The organism is Lelliottia sp. RWM.1 (assembly GCF_016859735.1).
In the GTDB taxonomy this organism is placed as follows: Bacteria; Pseudomonadota; Gammaproteobacteria; order Enterobacterales; family Enterobacteriaceae; genus Enterobacter.
Map to the genome: position 1 here is coordinate 98,128 of NZ_WLVC01000002.1, position 17,095 is coordinate 115,222.

Consider the following 17,095-nt stretch of genomic DNA (forward strand, 5'->3'; position numbering starts at 1 on the left):
CCGGTCGCCCCCCAGCAGCGCCTCATAACCCAGGACCGTTACTCCGGCAACAACCCGACAAAACTGCGTTTTTTGCGCGGCTCCGACATGAGCTCTTCGAGCTTATCGACACACGCCAGATAGTGCGGCATTTTCTTATGCGCCAGCACCGCCTCTTCGTCTTTATAAGCCTCGTAGATAAAGAACCGGGTCTTCACCCTTGGGTCCTGCAATACGTCAAAACGCAGGTTTCCCGGCTCCCGGATCGCGCCTTCGTGGTTGGCGCGAAAGACTTCCAGAAACTCATCCACCCGCTCGGGTTTGATGTTGATCTCCACTAACGTCACATTCATTTTACCTCTCCCTGTTTTTCTTCCTGCCAGAACTGGAATGCATCGCGGGCATTCCAGTTCTCATGTACCACTTTTTTCACTGCTTTCAGCATGGCAAGCGGTGCGCTGGACTGGAAGATGTTACGCCCCATATCCACGCCGGACGCCCCCTGATCGATCGCCCGCCAGCACATCTCCAGCGCCTCGTGCTCCGGCAGTTTTTTGCCGCCCGCAATCACAATCGGTACAGGGCAGCTGGCCGTCACTTTTTCAAAGCCGTCATCGGTGTAGTACGTTTTCACGAACTGCGCCCCTATTTCGGCGGCAATGCGGCTGGCAAGCGAGAAGTAACGTGCATCACGGGCCATCTCTTTGCCCACCCCCGTCACCGCCAGCGTCGGGATGCCGTAGCGGCTACCCGCATCCACCAGTTTGATGATGTTGTTGATCGACTGATGCTCAAATTCACTGCCGATATAAACCTGCGCCGCCACTGCGCAGACATTCAGACGCAGAGCATCTTCCATCGCCACCGCGACACACTCGTTGGACAGCTCACCTAAAATGGAATTGCCGCCTGAGGCACGAAGCACAACAGGTTTGTTGGTCGCTGGCGGAACCTGGCTGCGCAAAATACCGCGCGTACACATCAGCACATCGGTTTCCCCGAACAGTGGCGCAATAGAGAGATCGATACGCTCAAGCCCGGTCGTCGGCCCCTGAAAATAGCCATGGTCAAAGGCCAGCATCACCGTGCGGTTGCTTTTCGGGTTAAAGATGCGCGCCAGCCGCGACTGCATCCCCCAGTCCAGCGCGCCACACCCTTTCAGAGTGAAGGGCACGTTTTGCTGCGGTGTGCCGATGCCAAAATCTTTGCCGTCTTTGATGTCGTCTAAATCAGCCATTTGCTCCCCCGTCAGAAATCGTATTTGTTGATGTTCTCTTTGGTGAACACCACGCGCTCCGGCAGTAACACAATGCCATTGCCTTTCGCCTCATACTGGTAACCCTGAACGCTGTTCGGCTCGACCTTCAGCGTCCCAATGTCTTTTACGTCCACGCTGTCGCCAACGTTAAGATCGCCCTTTTTCAACAAATGATCGGCGACATTGACCGCAATTTTTCCCTGCTGTACGACATCCCACAGGCCGAACGCTTTCACCGTACCGCGCTCAACGTAAGGACGCATCACGTTCGGGGTACTGAATCCCACAATCGCCACGCCTTCACGCTTTAGGTTTTCTGCTGCCTGTGCTGCGGCGGGCAAGGCGTTGGCATCCGGGGCGATGATCGCGTCCAGATCCGGGTAGGCTTTAAAGATCCCTTCGGCGGTTTGCAGGGATTTGGTCGCGTCGTTGTAGCCAAACTGGGTGGTAACAATTTGCCACTGAGGATGATCTTTCTCGATTTTAGCTTTCGCCTCTTTCACCCACTGGTTCTGGTCCGTGACGGTGGGGCTTGAGTAGAAGAAAGCCACTTTGGCATTGGGTTTGCTGACTTGTTTACCTGCCATCTCCACCAGCAGGCCGCCGAGCTGTTCCGGGGTCCCCTGGTTGATGTAAATGCTGCGGCATTCCGGTTTGGTATCAGAATCCCAGGTGAGAACTTTCACGCCGCGCTGCATTGCCCTCTTCAGCGCCGGGCAGAGGCCGTCAGGCGACACGGCGGAGACGATAATGGCGTTATAGCCCTGGTTCACAAAGTTATTGATGAGCTGCACCTGACCAGAGACGCTCGGTTCGGTCGGGCCATCGTAGGTCACGTCTGCGCCAAGGGCTTTCCCGGCCTCTTTCGCACCATTACCCCCGCTGGTAAAGAACCCCACCCCCACTAGCTTAGGAATAAAGGCAATGCGGTCTGCCGCCTGCGCCGATGCGAAGCTGAGTGCCATCGCCAGGACTATCAGTTTTGTTTTCATCTTACGCTCCGGGTAGTTTTGAGGAAGAAATTGCGCACCCATTCACGGTGCAAGCTCAGCGACCGTCCCATTACCACGACAACCAACAGCGCCCCTGACAGCGCGCTCGACACCTGGCTGGGGATGCCGACCATCTGTAAACCTTGTTGCAGATACCCCACCAGCAGCGCCGCCAGTGCCGTACCAATAACCGAACCTGAACCGCCATAAATATTCGCTCCGCCCAGCACGGCGGCAGTGAGTGCTGGCATGAGCAAATCACGCCCTAAATCGGAGCGCGCGGAACCGAAATACGAGACCATCACCAGCGCAGCAATCGCGGACGCCACACCCACCAGGCCATATAGCGCGTAAGGCATACCGTTGACCGACAGCGCCGCATAGCGCGCTGCACGAGGGTTTTGCCCAATCAGAAACAGATGCCGGCCAAAGCGCCCGCGATGGGTGATGAGCCAGAAGAAAAAGGTGATCACCGCAAACAGCACCAGCGGGATCGGCAGACCGAAAACGGTGAGGTTGGCGAATGCCGTGAAGCTGTCCGGGAAGCCGCCGATACCCTCATACCCCGTCGCCCCCGCCATGCCGGAGAGCAGCAGCGCGCCGCCGCCATAGAGATAGAGCGTCCCCAGCGTAATCACCAGTGGGCTGATGCCGGTGTAGTGGATAAGAGCCGCGTTGAACAAACCGCACAGCAGACCAAGCAGAAGAGTGAGCGGGATGGCGACAGCCATCGGCCAGCCCGCCTGCATCATCACGCCCAGCGCAATAGCGCACAGACCAATGGTCGAGCCAAGGGAGATATCAATCCCGCCGCTGATGATCACCAACGTCAGAGGCAGTGCCACAATGCCAATGCAGATAAAATCACTGGTGCTAAACAGCAGCATGTTGATATCCAGCATCCTCGGGTTAATCGCCCCGAAAAGCAGGATCTCCACCACCAGCAAAATCAGCAGCGCACTTTCCCAGCTACGTTTCATTTTACGCCACCTCTTTTTTGCGCTTCGGGAACGGTGTGACGTGCTTTCCCCCTTTATGACCCGGCTGGAAACGGCTGTATTTCAGCGCGCGCTGATGCCGTGCCAGCGCCTGTCGCAGACGTCCATCAAGTACCAGAACCCCCAACAAAACCAGCCCGGCGATAAAGTCATTCCACCAGGCCGGAAGCCGGAACAGCACCAGGACGGTATCGATTTGCGTGAGAAAGAATGCCCCGAGAAAAGCGCCAATTAATGTGCCCGTCCCGCCCAACAACGAAATGCCGCCCAACACGCAGGCAGCAATGGCTTTCATCTCCAGCCCACTCCCCGTCTGGTTCGGCACAAAACCAATCTGCGAGGCAAAGACAATCCCGGCGCAGGCTGCCAGAACACCGTTCAGGGTGAAGGCAATCATGCGGGTACGGTTCACTGCCACGCCCAGCTGACGCGCAGCGGCGAGGTTATCGCCCACGGCATAAAAGTCACGGCCAAACACGGTGCGCGACAAGATCCACACCCCCACCGCAGATAAAATCAGGACACCTGTGCCAATCGGTGAAATCCCCATGAAAAGCGGTTCCGAGAGAGATTTGAGGCTCGACGGTAAACCTTCAATCCACTTACCTCCCGTCCAGAGCAGCATGCCGCCGCGATATAACCCCAGCGTACCCAGCGTGGCAACGATGGCCGGGATCCGCAGCCCCACCACCAGTAAACCGTTAAATGCTCCCGCCAGTGCGCCAATCGCCAGGGCAAAAAGCATTGCAACCGGCAGGCTGTAGCCGCTGTTCAGGGCGACCCCGACGGCAATCGCGCACAGGCCAACGGTAGAGCCTACCGACACGTCGATATTGCGGGTTAACATCACCAGCGCTGCTCCGATCGCCAGCAGGATCAGGATCTGACTGCTGGCGAAAATCATCCCCAGCGTCTGAAAACTCAGATAAGCCGGGTTAAGGGCGACCAGTACCGCAAACAGCGCAATGATCGCCAGCAACGCGCTGAGTTCACGGTTTTTCAGTAACGTCTTCATGATTGCCCTCCGAACGCCAGCGCCATCATGCGGTCGAGGCTGACGGCATGGCGCGGCAACTCGCCGCTGAGTACGCCCTGATGCATCACCAGCACGCGGTCCGCCAGTCCGGGGAACTCGTCGAGATCGCTTGAGATCATCAGTACCGCCACGTTTTGTGCCGCCACGCTTTTGATCAACTGGTAGATATCCGCGCGAGCTGACACATCCACGCCGCGCGTGGGTTCATCGACAATCAGCAACAGTGGATTGGCCTCCAGGCAGCGCGCCAGCAATACCTTCTGCTGGTTGCCTCCCGAAAGCGTGCGTACAGTTTGATCAGGATGATTAAGCTTGATCCCCAGCGCCCGGTGATAACGCTCCACCACTGCGGCTTCGCGCTTACGCTGTTGCCATAGCGACGGCTCATTCAGGGCGACGGTGTTCCATCGAATCGGCGCATCCAGGAACAAGCCGGAAACCTGACGATCTTCGGGCAGATAAACCAGCCCTTTGTCCAGCCGCGAGAGAATGGAGTCTCCCGTAATATCCTGATTTTCCAGCCAGACGCGACCGCCGCGTACCGGACGCAGGCCATAGAGCGTTTCGGCAAACTCGGTGCGCCCGGAGCCCACCAGTCCGGCCAGGCCGACGATCTCACCGGCGTAGATCTCCAGGCTTAAATCAATAAACCCTTCTCCTGTGAGATCGTCCACGCGCAGCACCGGAAAATCCTGCGCCTGCGTGCGCCGGTTTCCCGGCAGCGCCAGCCACAGCTTTTGTGTATCACTCAACCCCTGCTCGCGACTGACTGGCGTCATGGCCGCGATCAGCGCATTGTCATCAAACCGCGCCGTTTCCCCGCTCAGGACCACCGCGCCGTCGCGCATTACCGAAACGTGGCTCGCCAGCTGGCGGATCTCCGGCAGCTTATGCGAGATGAACACGATGCCGACACCCAGATCCTGCAAGGCGCAGATCTGGCGAAACAGCCGTTCGGTTTCCCCTGGTGTCAACGACGCGGTGGGTTCATCCAGGATCAGGATCGTGGCGTTACGCATTAGCCCGCGCAGGATCTCCACCATCTGTTGATCCGCAACTTCCAGCGTACTGGCAGCAGCATCAAGGTTGATCTGGCACTGCAACTGCTGAAGTTTGTCAGCCAGCTTCTGTTCAAGACCCGGTTCACGCGGCAGGCGAAAGAGGATGTTTTCGCGTACGGTCAGGTTGGGAAACAGCATCGGCTCCTGCGGGACAAGGTAAATGCCCAGCTTATGCGCCTGCCCAGGATTGAGCCGCGCAAATGCCTGCCCTGCGACGGAAAGTTCACCGCTATCCGGCGTCTCGACCCCGGCAATAATTTTCATCAGCGTTGATTTTCCGGCCCCGTTCCCGCCCATCAGCGCATGCACCTGGCCCGCCAGCAGTGTGAAATCAATGCCTTTCAATACCGGCACGCCGGAAAACTGCTTGCAGATATCGCGCGCTTCGATCAGTGGTGTCATCATCGCTCCGCCATTGAACAAATGATTTTTAGATTTAATAATGTTCAAAAGCGTAGACGGTGAACTATATTTACAACCGTGCAGGGATCACAGTTTTATCGATTAAGATCCAGATAAACCGGAAACAATCTAAAAGATCTGTTTTGCCGCGTGGCTCACATTTTCCGCCCGCGCCATCACGAACATATGATCTAAATTTTTATAAGAGTTCAAACATGAGCGATAAACGCATTGCGGAAGAAAGCCGGTTTGCCGGGCTGGCACTGGCAGAAGAAGAACTGGTGGCTCGCGTCGCCTGGTGCTACTACCACGACGGGTTGACGCAGAACGACATTGGCGAGCGCCTGGGTCTGCCGCGTCTGAAGATTTCGCGTTTACTGGAAAAAGGGCGTCAGTCTGGCGTCATCCGCGTGCAGATCAACTCCCGTTACGAGGGTTGCCTGGCGCTGGAAACAGAGTTGCAGCAGCACTTTGGGCTGAAACTGGTGCGCGTAATGCCAGCCCTGAATACCCCACCAATGAACGTGCGGCTAGGCATTGGTGCAGCACAGTCATTAATGGGTGTACTGGAACCTGGACAGTTACTGGCAGTGGGATTTGGCGAAACGACCATGAGCTGCCTTCAGCATTTAAGCGGGTTTATTAGCTCACAACAGGTTCGCCTGGTGACGCTCTCCGGTGGCGTGGGGCCGTATATGACCGGTATCGGCCAACTTGATGCCGCCTGTAGCGTCAGCATGATCCCCGCCCCGCTTCGTGTGTCATCCGCCGAAGTCGCGGGGATCTTACGACGAGAAACCAGCGTTCGGGATGTGATCCTCGCGGCTACCGCCGCCGATGTTGCCGTGGTGGGGATTGGCGCAGTGAATCAACGCCGTGATGCCACCATTTTGCGATCCGGCTATATCACTGAAGGTGAACAGCTGATGTATGCCCGCAAAGGCGCAGTGGGCGACATCCTTGGCTACTTCCTCAATGCCGAAGGAGAACGGGTCGACGAGCTTGCGATCCACCGTGAATTACTGGGGGTCACGCTGGACGAACTGGCACAGCTACCCACTATCGTTGGCGTCGCCGGTGGAGAAGAAAAAGCCGATGCGATTTATGCCGCACTGAAAGGTCGCCGTATCAATGGCCTGGTGACGGAAGAGACGACAGCCCGCGCGGTGCTGGCTCTGGCGAAGTAAGAGCTTGCCCTGCGCCTGACACGAGGCATGCCATGAGTTACCTTTTAGCGTTAGATGCAGGGACCGGAAGCGTTCGCGCTGTGATTTTTGATCTGCACGGCAACCAGATAGCCGTCGGCCAGGCAGAGTGGATACACCTGAGTGTGGAAAACGTGCCGGGCTCAATGGAGTTCGACCTTGAGACGAACTGGCGGCTCGCCTGCCAGTGCATTCATCAGGCGCTGGAACGCGCCCATCTGAACGCCGCTGATATTCAGTCCATTGCCTGTTGTTCAATGCGGGAAGGCATCGTCCTGTATGATCGTAACGGTGATGCCATCTGGGCCTGCGCCAACGTTGACGCCCGCGCCAGCCGCGAAGTGGCAGAGCTGAAAGAGATCCACGACTACCGTTTCGAATCCGAAGTGTATGACGTTTCCGGCCAGACGCTGGCGCTGAGTGCCATGCCGCGCCTGCTGTGGCTGGCACACCATCGCCCGGATATTTACCGTAAAGCGGCGACCATCACCATGATCAGCGACTGGCTGGCGGCAAAACTTTCCGGCGAGCTGGCGGTTGACCCCTCTAACGCCGGAACCACCGGCATGCTGGATCTCTTCACCCGCGACTGGCGTCCGGCACTGCTGGACATGGCCGGGCTACGGGCCGATATCCTCTCCCCGGTAAAAGAGACGGGAACATTACTGGGGGCGGTTACGCCTGCAGCAGCACAGCAAAGTGGTCTGCGGGAAGGTACGCCTGTCGTGATGGGCGGCGGAGATGTGCAGCTTGGTTGTCTGGGCCTGGGCGTGGTGCGTCCCGGACAAACGGCCGTACTGGGCGGCACGTTCTGGCAGCAGGTGGTGAATCTGCCACAGGTACGTACCGATCCGGAAATGAACATTCGCGTCAATCCACACGTTATTCCCGGCATGGCGCAAGCTGAGTCGATCAGCTTCTTCACCGGGCTGACGATGCGCTGGTTCCGGGACGCCTTTTGTGCAGAAGAAAAACTGATCGCCGGGCGGATGGGGATGGATACTTACTCCCTGCTCGAAGAGATGGCGAGCCGCGTCCCTGCGGGTTCGCACGGCGTGATGCCGATTTTCTCTGATGCGATGCACTTTAAGCAGTGGTATCACGCTGCCCCCTCGTTTATTAACCTCTCCATCGACCCGGAAAAATGCAACAAAGCGACCCTTTTCCGTGCGTTGGAAGAGAACGCAGCAATTGTCTCCGCCTGCAACCTGGCGCAGATTTCCCGCTTCTCCGGTGTCGCGTTTGAAAGCCTGGTGTTTGCGGGCGGAGGGGCTAAAGGCGCGCTATGGAGCCAGATATTAAGCGATGTCACCGGGCTACCGGTGCGTGTGCCTGAAGTAAAGGAAGCCACTGCGCTGGGTTGTGCCATCGCAGCGGGAACCGGGGCTGGACTGTTCAGCGATATGGCCAGTACAGGCGAGCACCTGGTGAAATGGAGCCGGGAGTTTATGCCAAACCCGCAACACCGCGAGCTGTACGACGGCATGATGCAGAAATGGCAGGCGGTTTACGCTGACCAGCTTGGGCTGGTCGACAGCGGGCTAACCACGTCAATGTGGCAGGCCCCGGGGCTGGTGCGTTCCCCCTCACCCCATAGAGCCGAGGGGGAAAATCAGACCAAACCCGCCCTTTAAGAACACACCAGACTGTCCCCTTTCCCCTACAGGGAGAGGGGTTGAGTGAGGAACGCCTTTCTTTGAATCCCATCACAATCATTTGATCCCGCTTTTACCTTTCTTCTGCCGCTGGCTAAATTAATAACTCATCCGACCACATAACAATAATTTTACACTGGAAGAGATTATGAGCCGCTATCCGTCGTTATTCGCCCCGCTTGATCTGGGGTTTACCACCCTCAAAAACCGCGTACTGATGGGGTCCATGCATACCGGTCTTGAAGAGCATCCGGATGGGGCTGAACGTCTGGCCGCCTTTTATGCCGAACGCGCCCGCCACGGTGTCGCACTGATTGTGACCGGCGGCGTCGCCCCTGCCTCATCCGGTGTTGGTATGGAAGGCGGTGCGGTGTTGAGTGACGCCAGCCAGCTAGCGCACCATCGCATTGTGACCGACGCGGTGCACAAGGAAGGCGGTAAAATTGCCCTGCAAATCCTGCATACCGGCCGTTATAGCTATCAGCCAAATCTGGTTGCACCTTCCGCTATCCAGGCGCCGATTAACCGCTTTAAACCACACGCTCTCAGCCATGAGGAGATCCTGACGCTGATTGACGACTTCGCCCGTTGTGCTGCGCTGGCGCGTGAGGCTGGCTATGACGGCGTTGAAGTGATGGGCTCAGAAGGTTATCTGATTAACGAGTTTCTGGCGGCGCGTACAAACCAGCGTGATGACCCGTGGGGCGGAGACTACACACGTCGTATGCGTTTTGCCGTGGAAGTCGTGCGCGCCGTTCGTGAACGTGTCGGAACCGATTTTATTATTGTGTATCGCCTGTCGATGCTCGATCTGGTGGAAGGGGGCGGGACATTCGAAGAGACCCTCCAGTTGGCCCTGGCTATTGAAGCCGCAGGCGCGACCATCATCAATACCGGGATCGGCTGGCATGAAGCGCGTATTCCGACCATCGCAACCCCCGTGCCGCGTGCCGCATTCAGTTGGGTGACACGCAAGCTGAAAGGTAAAGTGTCGATCCCGCTGGTCACTACCAACCGTATTAACGACCCTCAGGTGGCTGATGACCTGCTGGCAAAAGGCGATGCTGATATGGTGTCGATGGCACGCCCGTTCCTCGCTGATGCCGAGCTGCTTTCAAAAGCGCAAAACGGCCGTGCCGATGAGATCAATACCTGCATCGGTTGTAATCAGGCCTGCCTCGATCAGATCTTCGTTGGAAAAGTCACCTCCTGCCTGGTCAACCCTCGTGCCTGCCACGAAACCAAAATGCCGGTTGTGCCAACGGTGCAGAAAAAGCATCTGGCCGTTGTCGGTGCAGGCCCGGCAGGGCTGGCGTTTGCGGTGAATGCCGCCTCACGCGGGCACAGTGTGACCTTATTTGATGCAGCAGCCGAGATCGGCGGGCAGTTTAATATTGCCAAACAGATCCCCGGCAAAGAGGAGTTCTATGAAACTCTGCGCTACTACCGCCGGATGATCGACCTGACGGGTGTGGATCTGCGTCTGAATCAGTTTGTGAGCGCAGGCGATCTTGCGGCGTTTGACGAGGTGATCCTGGCCTGTGGGATCGCCCCACGCACGCCGGAGATCGACGGCATTACCCATCCGAAGGTACTGAGCTATCTCGACGTGCTGCGCGACAAAGCTCCGGTCGGTGAAAAGGTGGCAATTATCGGCTGCGGCGGGATCGGCTTTGATACGGCGATGTATTTGAGCCAGCCGGGGGAAGCCACCAGTCAGAATATCGCCGAGTTTTGTGTGGAATGGGGGATCGATACCAGCCTGAACCAATCCGGTGGGTTGCGCCCGGAAGGTCCGCATCTGTCAAAAAGCCCGCGCCAGATCGTCATGCTTCAGCGCAAGGCCAGCAAACCGGGTGACGGTCTTGGAAAAACAACGGGCTGGATCCACCGCACCACCCTGCTCTCGCGCGGCGTGAAAATGATCCCGTCGGTAAGCTATCAGAAGATCGACGACGACGGTCTGCACGTGTTGATCGGCGGTGAAGCGCAGCGACTCCACGTGGATCATGTGATTTTGTGCGCCGGACAGGAGCCACGTCGTGAACTGGCCGAGCCACTGCGTGAAGCGGGTAAAACGGTGCATTTGATCGGCGGATGTGATGTGGCGATGGAGCTGGATGCCCGCCGCGCAATTGCGCAGGGGACTCACTTGGCCCTGGCGATTTAACGGCATTGCCAGATAATCAGGACAAAAGCAAAACGGCAACCAGGTTGCCGTTTTTAGTGTTTGTGCCCTCTTCCCATGAGAGGATTGGAATGAGGGTATCACGCCTCTGTAGGTTAGCGGCGGCGGCCCAGCTTAACGGCTTTCAGCACCACGAATTTATTGTTGGTCGCAATCGTGGTGCAGTTACCGAAGATCTTCTTCAGATTGTGGAAGTAATCCAGATGACGGTTCGCCACAATGTACAGCTCGCCGTTAATTTTCAGGCAACGACGCGCATGGTGGAACATCTCCCAGGCGACGTTATCCGTCAGCGCATGCTTCTGGTGGAACGGCGGGTTACACAGCACCGCGTTGAAGCGGAACGGCTCCACGCCAGAAAGTGCGTTGTTAATCATAAACTCGCAGCGGTCCAGCGCCTCTGGCATGTTGGTTTCCACGTTAAGACGGCTGGAAGCCACGGCCATTGGCGATTCATCGCTAAAGACGACGCTGGCTTCTGGATTCTTCGCTAACAGGGTCAGGCCAATAACACCGTTACCACAGCCCAGATCGACGATCTCACCTTCCAGATTTTCCGGCAGATGCTCGATAAAGAAGCGAGCACCAATATCCAGACCGGTACGGGAGAAGACGTTCGCGTGGTTGTGGATCGTCCAGTCTGTGCCATCCAGTTTCCAGCACAGCGTTTCAGGCGCGTCGGCCAGTTCTGGCGCACTGAACGTACAGTTGATCAGACGCGCTTTTTTCCACGCCAGTGTGGTCGTTGTCGGACCGAGCACTTTCTCGAACAATTCCAGCGTGGAGTTATGGATATCACGCGCCTTTGCGCCCGCGATAATACGGGTTTGCGGAGTGACGACTTTACGCAGTGCGCGCAATTGCTGTTCCAGCAATGCCATGGTTTTAGGCACTTTAATCAGCACCACGCCCGGCGCCTGTGGGTATTCCGCCGTGCTGTCGAGGAACTTAACGCTGGCTTCCTCGATGTCGTTGTGGCGCAGGTTTTCACGCGTCGCCAGCTCGCTTAAATAGGAATCACCGATGCTGTAAGGCGTGTGTTCAGCCAGGGCACAGCCCAGCGCGCCAAACGCGTCATTCAGGATCAGAACCGGGCCGCTGATTTCGGTCTCATCCAACTGTTGCAGCAGATATTCATCCGCCGCTTCCCACGCCATAAGCGGGTTCACGTCGTCCGTTTCCGGGAAACGTTTAAGGTTGAGTGAACGGAAACCGTTGTCTAAGTGGCTCATCGGCCCTCCTGAGTGGTAAAATTTCGGCGTTATCCCTGAAAAGGGTGCGTGAGTATATACTCTTTATTGTCGATTTGGGGCTTTGATGAACCAACTAACTTATCTCCAGGGCTACCCGGAGAGCTTACTTTCCCAGGTTCGCACGTTAATTTCCGAGCAAAGGCTGGGTGACGTGCTGGAAAAACGCTACCCCGACTCACACGGCATTACGACCGATAAAGCTCTCTGGCAGTATACGCAGGATATGAAAAACCGGTATCTGAAGAGCGCATCCCCCATTAATAAAGTGATGTATGACAACAAGATCCACGTATTGAAGAACGCGCTTGGTCTGCACACGGCCATCTCCCGTGTGCAGGGTGGTAAGCTGAAAGCTAAAGCCGAGATCCGCGTGGCAACCGTATTTCGCAATGCGCCGGAAGCATTCTTGCGCATGATTGTGTTACACGAGCTGGCGCATCTTAAAGAAAAAGAGCATGACAAAGCGTTTTATTCCCTGTGCTGCCACATGGAGCCGCAGTATCACCAGCTGGAGTTCGATACCCGTTTGTGGCTTACGCATTTATCGTTAAAGGCTCTCCCCTAAAGTATTCAGGTTGCCGTAAGGCGGCGACGCAGTGAATCCCCAGGAGATTACATCAGCAAGTGGTTGGGGTGAGCGAGGAAAGCCAACGCAGCGGCAGCCTGAATAATGACGGGGATGCGCAATAGCGCACTCGTTTTGTCATGATGACGTGCTACAGTGGCTAAAGGTTCCCAGCTACGGAGTACGTAAACGTTTATGATACGTTTCGCAGTCATTGGTACGAACTGGATCACGCGCCAGTTCGTCGACGCCGCCCACGAAACCGGCAAATATAAGCTCACCGCAGTCTATTCCCGCAGCCTTGAGCAGGCGCAGACCTTCGCGAATGACTACCTGGTCGAACATCTGTTCACCTCGCTCGACGCGATGGCGCAAAGTGATGCCATTGACGCGGTTTATATCGCCAGCCCAAATTCTCTGCACTTCCCGCAAACAAAGCTGTTCCTCAGCCATAAAAAACATGTGATTTGCGAGAAACCGCTGGCGTCGAATATTCAGGAAGTGGAAGCCGCTATCGCTCTTGCCCGTGAAAATCAGGTGGTGCTGTTCGAAGCCTTCAAAACCGCCTGCCTGCCAAACTTCCTGCTGTTGCAGCAGTCGTTACCGAAACTGGGCAAAGTGCGTAACTACTGCCAGTATTCATCGCGTTACCAGCGTTATCTGGATGGCGAAAACCCGAATACCTTTAACCCGGCTTTCTCTAACGGCTCGATTATGGATATCGGTTTTTACTGCCTGGCCTCCGCCGTTGCGCTGTGGGGCGAGCCACACAGCGTCACCGCCACGGCCAGCCTGCTGGAAAGCGGCGTGGATGCACACGGTTTAGTGGTGCTGGATTACGGTGATTTCAGCGTAACGCTGCAACACTCAAAAGTCAGTGATTCCGTGCTGCCAAGCGAAATCCAGGGCGAAGCAGGATCGCTGGTGATCGAGAAAATTTCCGAGTGCCAGAAACTGAGCTTTGTGCCACGTGGCGGTAAAGCGCAGGAGCTAACGCAGCCTCAACATATTAACACTATGCTCTATGAGGCAGAGGTCTTTGCGCGTCTGGTAGAAGACAAAGAAGTGAACCACCCAGGTCTTGCGGTAAGCCGCACCACAGCGAAGCTGCAAACGGAGATCCGCCGCCAGACGGGCGTGGTGTTCCCGGCAGACGGCGTGGGTGCAGAAGTTATCGCGTAAAGCTATGTAATGAAATTGTACAAACCATTGACGAAACCGATGGTCTGACATATTTTGTTACCCGCAAAGGGGAGTAACTTCCTTGCCGGTGGATCGTCATTACGATGCGTGCAATACCGCATCCGGTCGCCGGGCAACCAAAAAGGGATACATTGTGTATTCTTTTTTCGTTGTAAGTGAGACCTTGCCGGAAGGCGAGGTCTATGCATAAAAAGCTAACGGCTATCGTCTTCTGACCATAGCCGTTTTTGTTTTTTTATGTGGAAGGAAAATAGTATGCATTCTGTCGGCACTCCCATGTTGTGGGGCGGATTCGCGGTTGTCGTGCTCATCATGCTGGCAATCGACCTCTTTTTACAGGGGCGTCGCGGTGAGCATGGCATGACAATGAAACAGGCTGCGGTCTGGTCGTTGGTATGGGTCACGCTCTCCCTGCTGTTCTGCGCTGCCTTTTGGTGGTATCTGGCCTCAACTGAGGGCCGCGCTGTCGCGGACCCACAGGCGCTGGCATTCCTTACCGGTTACCTGATCGAGAAAGCGCTGGCTGTCGATAACGTCTTCGTCTGGCTGATGCTGTTCAGTTACTTCGCTGTACCGGCTTCGCTGCAACGCCGCGTGCTGGTCTACGGCGTACTGGGCGCGATCATCCTGCGTACCATCATGATCTTTGCGGGAAGCTGGCTGATTACCCAGTTCGAATGGCTGTTGTATGTCTTCGGCGCGTTCTTGCTGTTCACCGGTATTAAGATGGCGCTGGCGAAAGAAGATGACGCAGGCATTGGCGATAAGCCGCTGGTGAAGTGGATCCGTGGTCATCTGCGTATGACCGACAAGATCGAAAACGAGCACTTCTTCGTGCGAAAGAACGGCCTGCTGTTCGCCACGCCGCTGCTGCTGGTGCTGATTCTGGTCGAACTGAGTGATGTCATTTTCGCTGTAGACAGCATCCCGGCGATCTTCGCGGTGACCACTGACCCGTTTATCGTACTGACCTCAAACCTGTTCGCTATTCTCGGCTTGCGTGCGATGTATTTCCTGCTGGCAGGCGCGGCTGAGCGCTTCTCAATGCTGAAATACGGTCTGTCGGTCATTCTGGTATTTATCGGTATCAAGATGCTGATTGTCGATTTCTATCACATCCCAATCGCGATTTCGCTGGGTGTGGTATTTGGCATTCTGATCGTTACGCTAATTATCAACACCTGGGTTAACCGCCAGCACGATAAAAAACAGCAGGTTTAGTCAGTCTGGGGGCAACCTGGCAGGCTTACCCCGGCCCTCTCCCCATGGGAGAGGGCGATATCAAAATGTAATTTAATAGTTAAAAAATATGATGCAACACGTAAAGTTCAGCATTTTACGCTTCCCTCACTCTGTACTTTCCCTATACTCACCCAGGCAAACATTTACTTACATCCGGAAATAAATGTGACTAAGAGCACATCCGGGATGGAACGCAATTTCACTTAAGGAACATTCATGACCATGCAATCCTCTGGTCTGCTGGCGCGCCTGTCGCGTGGCAGCCTTGTTAAGCAAATACTGGTTGGCCTGGTGCTTGGTGTCGCGCTGGCACTGATCTCAAAGCCTGCCGCAGAAGCGACTGGCCTGCTCGGGACGCTGTTCGTCGGTGCACTGAAAGCCGTCGCACCTGTTCTGGTTCTGACCCTGGTGATGGCATCTATTGCCAACCACCAGCAGGGACAAAAAACCAATATCCGCCCTATTTTGTGGATGTACCTGCTCGGGACATTCTCTGCTGCGCTGACAGCGGTGATCGTGAGCTTTTTCTTCCCATCAACCCTGCAACTGACCACCGGTGCGACCGATATCACCCCCCCAGCGGGCATTGTTGAAGTGATGCACGGCCTGCTGATGAGCATTGTCGCCAACCCCATTCATGCGCTGATTAACGCGAACTACATCGGTATTCTGGTGTGGGCAGTCGGTCTGGGTTTTGCTCTGCGCCACAGCAATGACACCACCAAGAACCTGATTAACGATCTCTCAAGCGCGGTCACTTTCATTGTGACGCTGGTGATCCGCTTTGCCCCCATTGGTATTTTCGGCCTGGTGTCATCGACGCTTGCCACCACCGGTTTTGGCGCACTGTGGGGTTACGCACAGTTGCTGCTGGTACTGATTGGCTGTATGGCTGTGGTCGCACTGGTGATCAACCCGCTGCTGGTCTTTATGCAAACCCGCCGTAACCCATATCCGCTGGTGCTGATGTGCCTGCGTGAAAGCGGCGTGACGGCGTTCTTCACCCGCAGTTCGGCTGCGAATATTCCCGTGAATATGTCGCTGTGCGAAAAACTGAATCTGGATCGCGATACCTACTCCGTATCAATCCCACTGGGAGCAACCGTCAACATGGCTGGCGCGGCGATTACCATTACGGTGCTCACGCTGGCGGCAGTACATACGCTGGGTATCCCGGTAGACTTACCAACCGCGCTGCTGCTGAGCGTCGTCGCGGCGCTGTGTGCCTGTGGCGCATCTGGTGTGGCGGGCGGTTCACTGTTGCTGATCCCACTGGCGTGTAACATGTTTGGCATCCCGAACGAAATCGCCATGCAGGTGGTCGCGGTGGGCTTTATCATCGGCGTGCTGCAGGACTCCTGCGAAACCGCCATTAACTCCTCAACCGACGTGATGTTTACCGCCGCCGTGTGCCAGGCGGAAGATGCGCGTCTGGCGAAAAACGCCCTGCGCAATTAATGCCTCTGCCCTTCCGTCAACGGACGGAGGGGCTCTCCTCCTGGACCTGCTTCTCAACTTTAAACGGATCAATTCCGCGCTTCTGCATCCGCCAGAAACGGATAATGTTCAGCCCGTTCATGATAAGAAAACTGCCTTCAATCAACGTTCCGCCAATCGACCCCAGCCAGAAGTTGTGGATCACCCAACAGCAGGTTGAACACCAGATAATGCAACGCATGGTCAGCCCTTTGCTGCGGAACAAGGCCCAGGTGCTGACAATGGTTCCCGCAACAGGCAGTAACTCAATGGGATGATGGTATTTCGCAAGCCCGATACCGCCTGTCAGCGCAATGAACAGCACCATCACCCACAGACTGCGGGTGCGTAAAGTGATGAGCGTACGAACGGTGTTAAGCATGGCGCTCGCCCCGGCAGGAAATGCGCCCATCAAAAAGAAATGGATGCCAATGACGGCACTGTAAACCGAAAGCTGAATTTTAAATTTCCGCTCATCACGGTTGATAAAGGTGGTGATACCAATCAGAAAGGCGATGACGCCAACGCCCTGGGCTAGCCAATACGCGGTCATGAAGGTGTCCTGTGTGCAGGAAAAAGAAA

Annotated in this window: 15 protein-coding genes; 7 read left to right on the forward strand and 8 right to left on the reverse strand. The window is 56.1% G+C overall.

Annotated features, from left to right (window positions below; all coding sequences use genetic code 11):
* Positions 1-38 precede the first annotated feature (38 nt).
* Genes lsrG through lsrA form a run of 6 tightly spaced genes read right to left on the reverse strand, consistent with a single transcriptional unit; the run spans position 39 to position 5,726 of the window.
* A complete protein-coding gene (gene lsrG, locus GF617_RS02285) occupies positions 39-332 on the reverse strand; it encodes a (4S)-4-hydroxy-5-phosphonooxypentane-2,3-dione isomerase (protein WP_181620869.1) in 294 nt (97 codons plus the stop codon).
* Positions 329-1,216, reverse strand: coding sequence for a 3-hydroxy-5-phosphonooxypentane-2,4-dione thiolase (lsrF, locus tag GF617_RS02290; protein WP_181620870.1), 888 nt, complete (start codon positions 1,214-1,216; stop codon positions 329-331). Before lsrF ends, lsrG begins: the two co-directional genes overlap by 4 nt.
* A gap of 11 nt (positions 1,217-1,227) precedes the next feature.
* Positions 1,228-2,229, reverse strand: a complete 1,002-nt coding sequence (lsrB, locus tag GF617_RS02295) for an autoinducer 2 ABC transporter substrate-binding protein LsrB (RefSeq protein ID WP_203450982.1) — start codon at positions 2,227-2,229, stop codon at positions 1,228-1,230.
* Positions 2,226-3,209 (reverse strand): autoinducer 2 ABC transporter permease LsrD, encoded by a 984-nt coding sequence (gene lsrD / locus GF617_RS02300; protein WP_181620872.1) that lies wholly within the window; start codon positions 3,207-3,209, stop codon positions 2,226-2,228. Before lsrD ends, lsrB begins: the two co-directional genes overlap by 4 nt.
* 1 nt (position 3,210) lies before the next feature.
* On the reverse strand, positions 3,211-4,242 hold the full coding sequence (lsrC, locus tag GF617_RS02305; RefSeq protein ID WP_203450983.1) for an autoinducer 2 ABC transporter permease LsrC: 1,032 nt from the start codon (positions 4,240-4,242) through the stop codon (positions 3,211-3,213).
* Complete coding sequence (gene lsrA / locus GF617_RS02310) at positions 4,239-5,726, reverse strand: autoinducer 2 ABC transporter ATP-binding protein LsrA (protein WP_181623840.1); 1,488 nt, start codon at positions 5,724-5,726, stop codon at positions 4,239-4,241. The genes lsrC and lsrA overlap by 4 nt, the downstream gene beginning before the upstream one ends.
* A gap of 215 nt (positions 5,727-5,941) precedes the next feature.
* Here lsrA and lsrR point away from each other — a divergent pair, with 215 nt between their 5' ends.
* The 3 genes from lsrR (at position 5,942) to GF617_RS02325 (ending at position 10,756) form a co-directional block, all read left to right on the forward strand.
* The gene (gene lsrR, locus GF617_RS02315; protein ID WP_181620874.1) at positions 5,942-6,913 is read left to right on the forward strand and encodes a transcriptional regulator LsrR; all 972 of its coding nucleotides are present in this window, start codon (positions 5,942-5,944) and stop codon (positions 6,911-6,913) included.
* Positions 6,914-6,945: 32 nt separating this feature from the next.
* Positions 6,946-8,565, forward strand: a complete 1,620-nt coding sequence (lsrK, locus tag GF617_RS02320; RefSeq protein WP_181620875.1) for an autoinducer-2 kinase — start codon at positions 6,946-6,948, stop codon at positions 8,563-8,565.
* Positions 8,566-8,734: 169 nt separating this feature from the next.
* Entirely contained in the window at positions 8,735-10,756 is a 2,022-nt protein-coding gene (locus GF617_RS02325; RefSeq protein ID WP_203450984.1) for an NADPH-dependent 2,4-dienoyl-CoA reductase, read from the forward strand.
* Positions 10,757-10,869: 113 nt separating this feature from the next.
* Here the strand turns inward: GF617_RS02325 and rlmG are convergent, their stop codons facing one another.
* Positions 10,870-12,006 (reverse strand): 23S rRNA (guanine(1835)-N(2))-methyltransferase RlmG, encoded by a 1,137-nt coding sequence (gene rlmG, locus GF617_RS02330; RefSeq protein WP_203450985.1) that lies wholly within the window; start codon positions 12,004-12,006, stop codon positions 10,870-10,872.
* Between the two features lie 85 nt (positions 12,007-12,091).
* Here rlmG and GF617_RS02335 point away from each other — a divergent pair, with 85 nt between their 5' ends.
* The 4 genes from GF617_RS02335 to sstT all read left to right on the forward strand — a co-directional run bounded on the left by GF617_RS02335 (position 12,092) and on the right by sstT (position 16,495).
* Positions 12,092-12,592, forward strand: coding sequence for a YgjP-like metallopeptidase domain-containing protein (locus GF617_RS02335; RefSeq protein ID WP_203450986.1), 501 nt, complete (start codon positions 12,092-12,094; stop codon positions 12,590-12,592).
* A 195-nt stretch (positions 12,593-12,787) separates the two neighbouring features.
* Positions 12,788-13,774, forward strand: coding sequence for a Gfo/Idh/MocA family protein (locus tag GF617_RS02340; RefSeq protein ID WP_203450987.1), 987 nt, complete (start codon positions 12,788-12,790; stop codon positions 13,772-13,774).
* 276 nt (positions 13,775-14,050) lie between these two features.
* The gene (locus tag GF617_RS02345; RefSeq protein ID WP_203450988.1) at positions 14,051-15,016 is read left to right on the forward strand and encodes a TerC family protein; all 966 of its coding nucleotides are present in this window, start codon (positions 14,051-14,053) and stop codon (positions 15,014-15,016) included.
* 237 nt (positions 15,017-15,253) lie between these two features.
* The gene (gene sstT, locus GF617_RS02350; protein ID WP_181620881.1) at positions 15,254-16,495 is read left to right on the forward strand and encodes a serine/threonine transporter SstT; all 1,242 of its coding nucleotides are present in this window, start codon (positions 15,254-15,256) and stop codon (positions 16,493-16,495) included.
* A gap of 16 nt (positions 16,496-16,511) precedes the next feature.
* On the opposite strand, the gene GF617_RS02355 is transcribed toward sstT, so the two are convergent.
* A complete protein-coding gene (locus tag GF617_RS02355) occupies positions 16,512-17,066 on the reverse strand; it encodes a YgjV family protein (protein WP_181620882.1) in 555 nt (184 codons plus the stop codon).
* Positions 17,067-17,095: the final 29 nt, after the last annotated feature.

Excerpts from the sequence above, each read along its gene's own strand:
- lsrG (WP_181620869.1), bottom strand. The coding sequence starts at position 332 with ATGAATGTGACGTTAGTGGAGATCAACATCAAACCCGAGCGGGTGGAT.
- lsrF (WP_181620870.1), bottom strand. The coding sequence starts at position 1,216 with ATGGCTGATTTAGACGACATCAAAGACGGCAAAGATTTTGGCATCGGC.
- lsrB (WP_203450982.1), bottom strand. The coding sequence starts at position 2,229 with ATGAAAACAAAACTGATAGTCCTGGCGATGGCACTCAGCTTCGCATCG.
- lsrD (WP_181620872.1), bottom strand. The coding sequence starts at position 3,209 with ATGAAACGTAGCTGGGAAAGTGCGCTGCTGATTTTGCTGGTGGTGGAG.
- lsrC (WP_203450983.1), bottom strand. The coding sequence starts at position 4,242 with ATGAAGACGTTACTGAAAAACCGTGAACTCAGCGCGTTGCTGGCGATC.
- lsrA (WP_181623840.1), bottom strand. The coding sequence starts at position 5,726 with ATGACACCACTGATCGAAGCGCGCGATATCTGCAAGCAGTTTTCCGGC.
- lsrR (WP_181620874.1), top strand. The coding sequence starts at position 5,942 with ATGAGCGATAAACGCATTGCGGAAGAAAGCCGGTTTGCCGGGCTGGCA.
- lsrK (WP_181620875.1), top strand. The coding sequence starts at position 6,946 with ATGAGTTACCTTTTAGCGTTAGATGCAGGGACCGGAAGCGTTCGCGCT.
- GF617_RS02325 (WP_203450984.1), top strand. The coding sequence starts at position 8,735 with ATGAGCCGCTATCCGTCGTTATTCGCCCCGCTTGATCTGGGGTTTACC.
- rlmG (WP_203450985.1), bottom strand. The coding sequence starts at position 12,006 with ATGAGCCACTTAGACAACGGTTTCCGTTCACTCAACCTTAAACGTTTC.
- GF617_RS02335 (WP_203450986.1), top strand. The coding sequence starts at position 12,092 with ATGAACCAACTAACTTATCTCCAGGGCTACCCGGAGAGCTTACTTTCC.
- GF617_RS02340 (WP_203450987.1), top strand. The coding sequence starts at position 12,788 with ATGATACGTTTCGCAGTCATTGGTACGAACTGGATCACGCGCCAGTTC.
- GF617_RS02345 (WP_203450988.1), top strand. The coding sequence starts at position 14,051 with ATGCATTCTGTCGGCACTCCCATGTTGTGGGGCGGATTCGCGGTTGTC.
- sstT (WP_181620881.1), top strand. The coding sequence starts at position 15,254 with ATGACCATGCAATCCTCTGGTCTGCTGGCGCGCCTGTCGCGTGGCAGC.
- GF617_RS02355 (WP_181620882.1), bottom strand. The coding sequence starts at position 17,066 with ATGACCGCGTATTGGCTAGCCCAGGGCGTTGGCGTCATCGCCTTTCTG.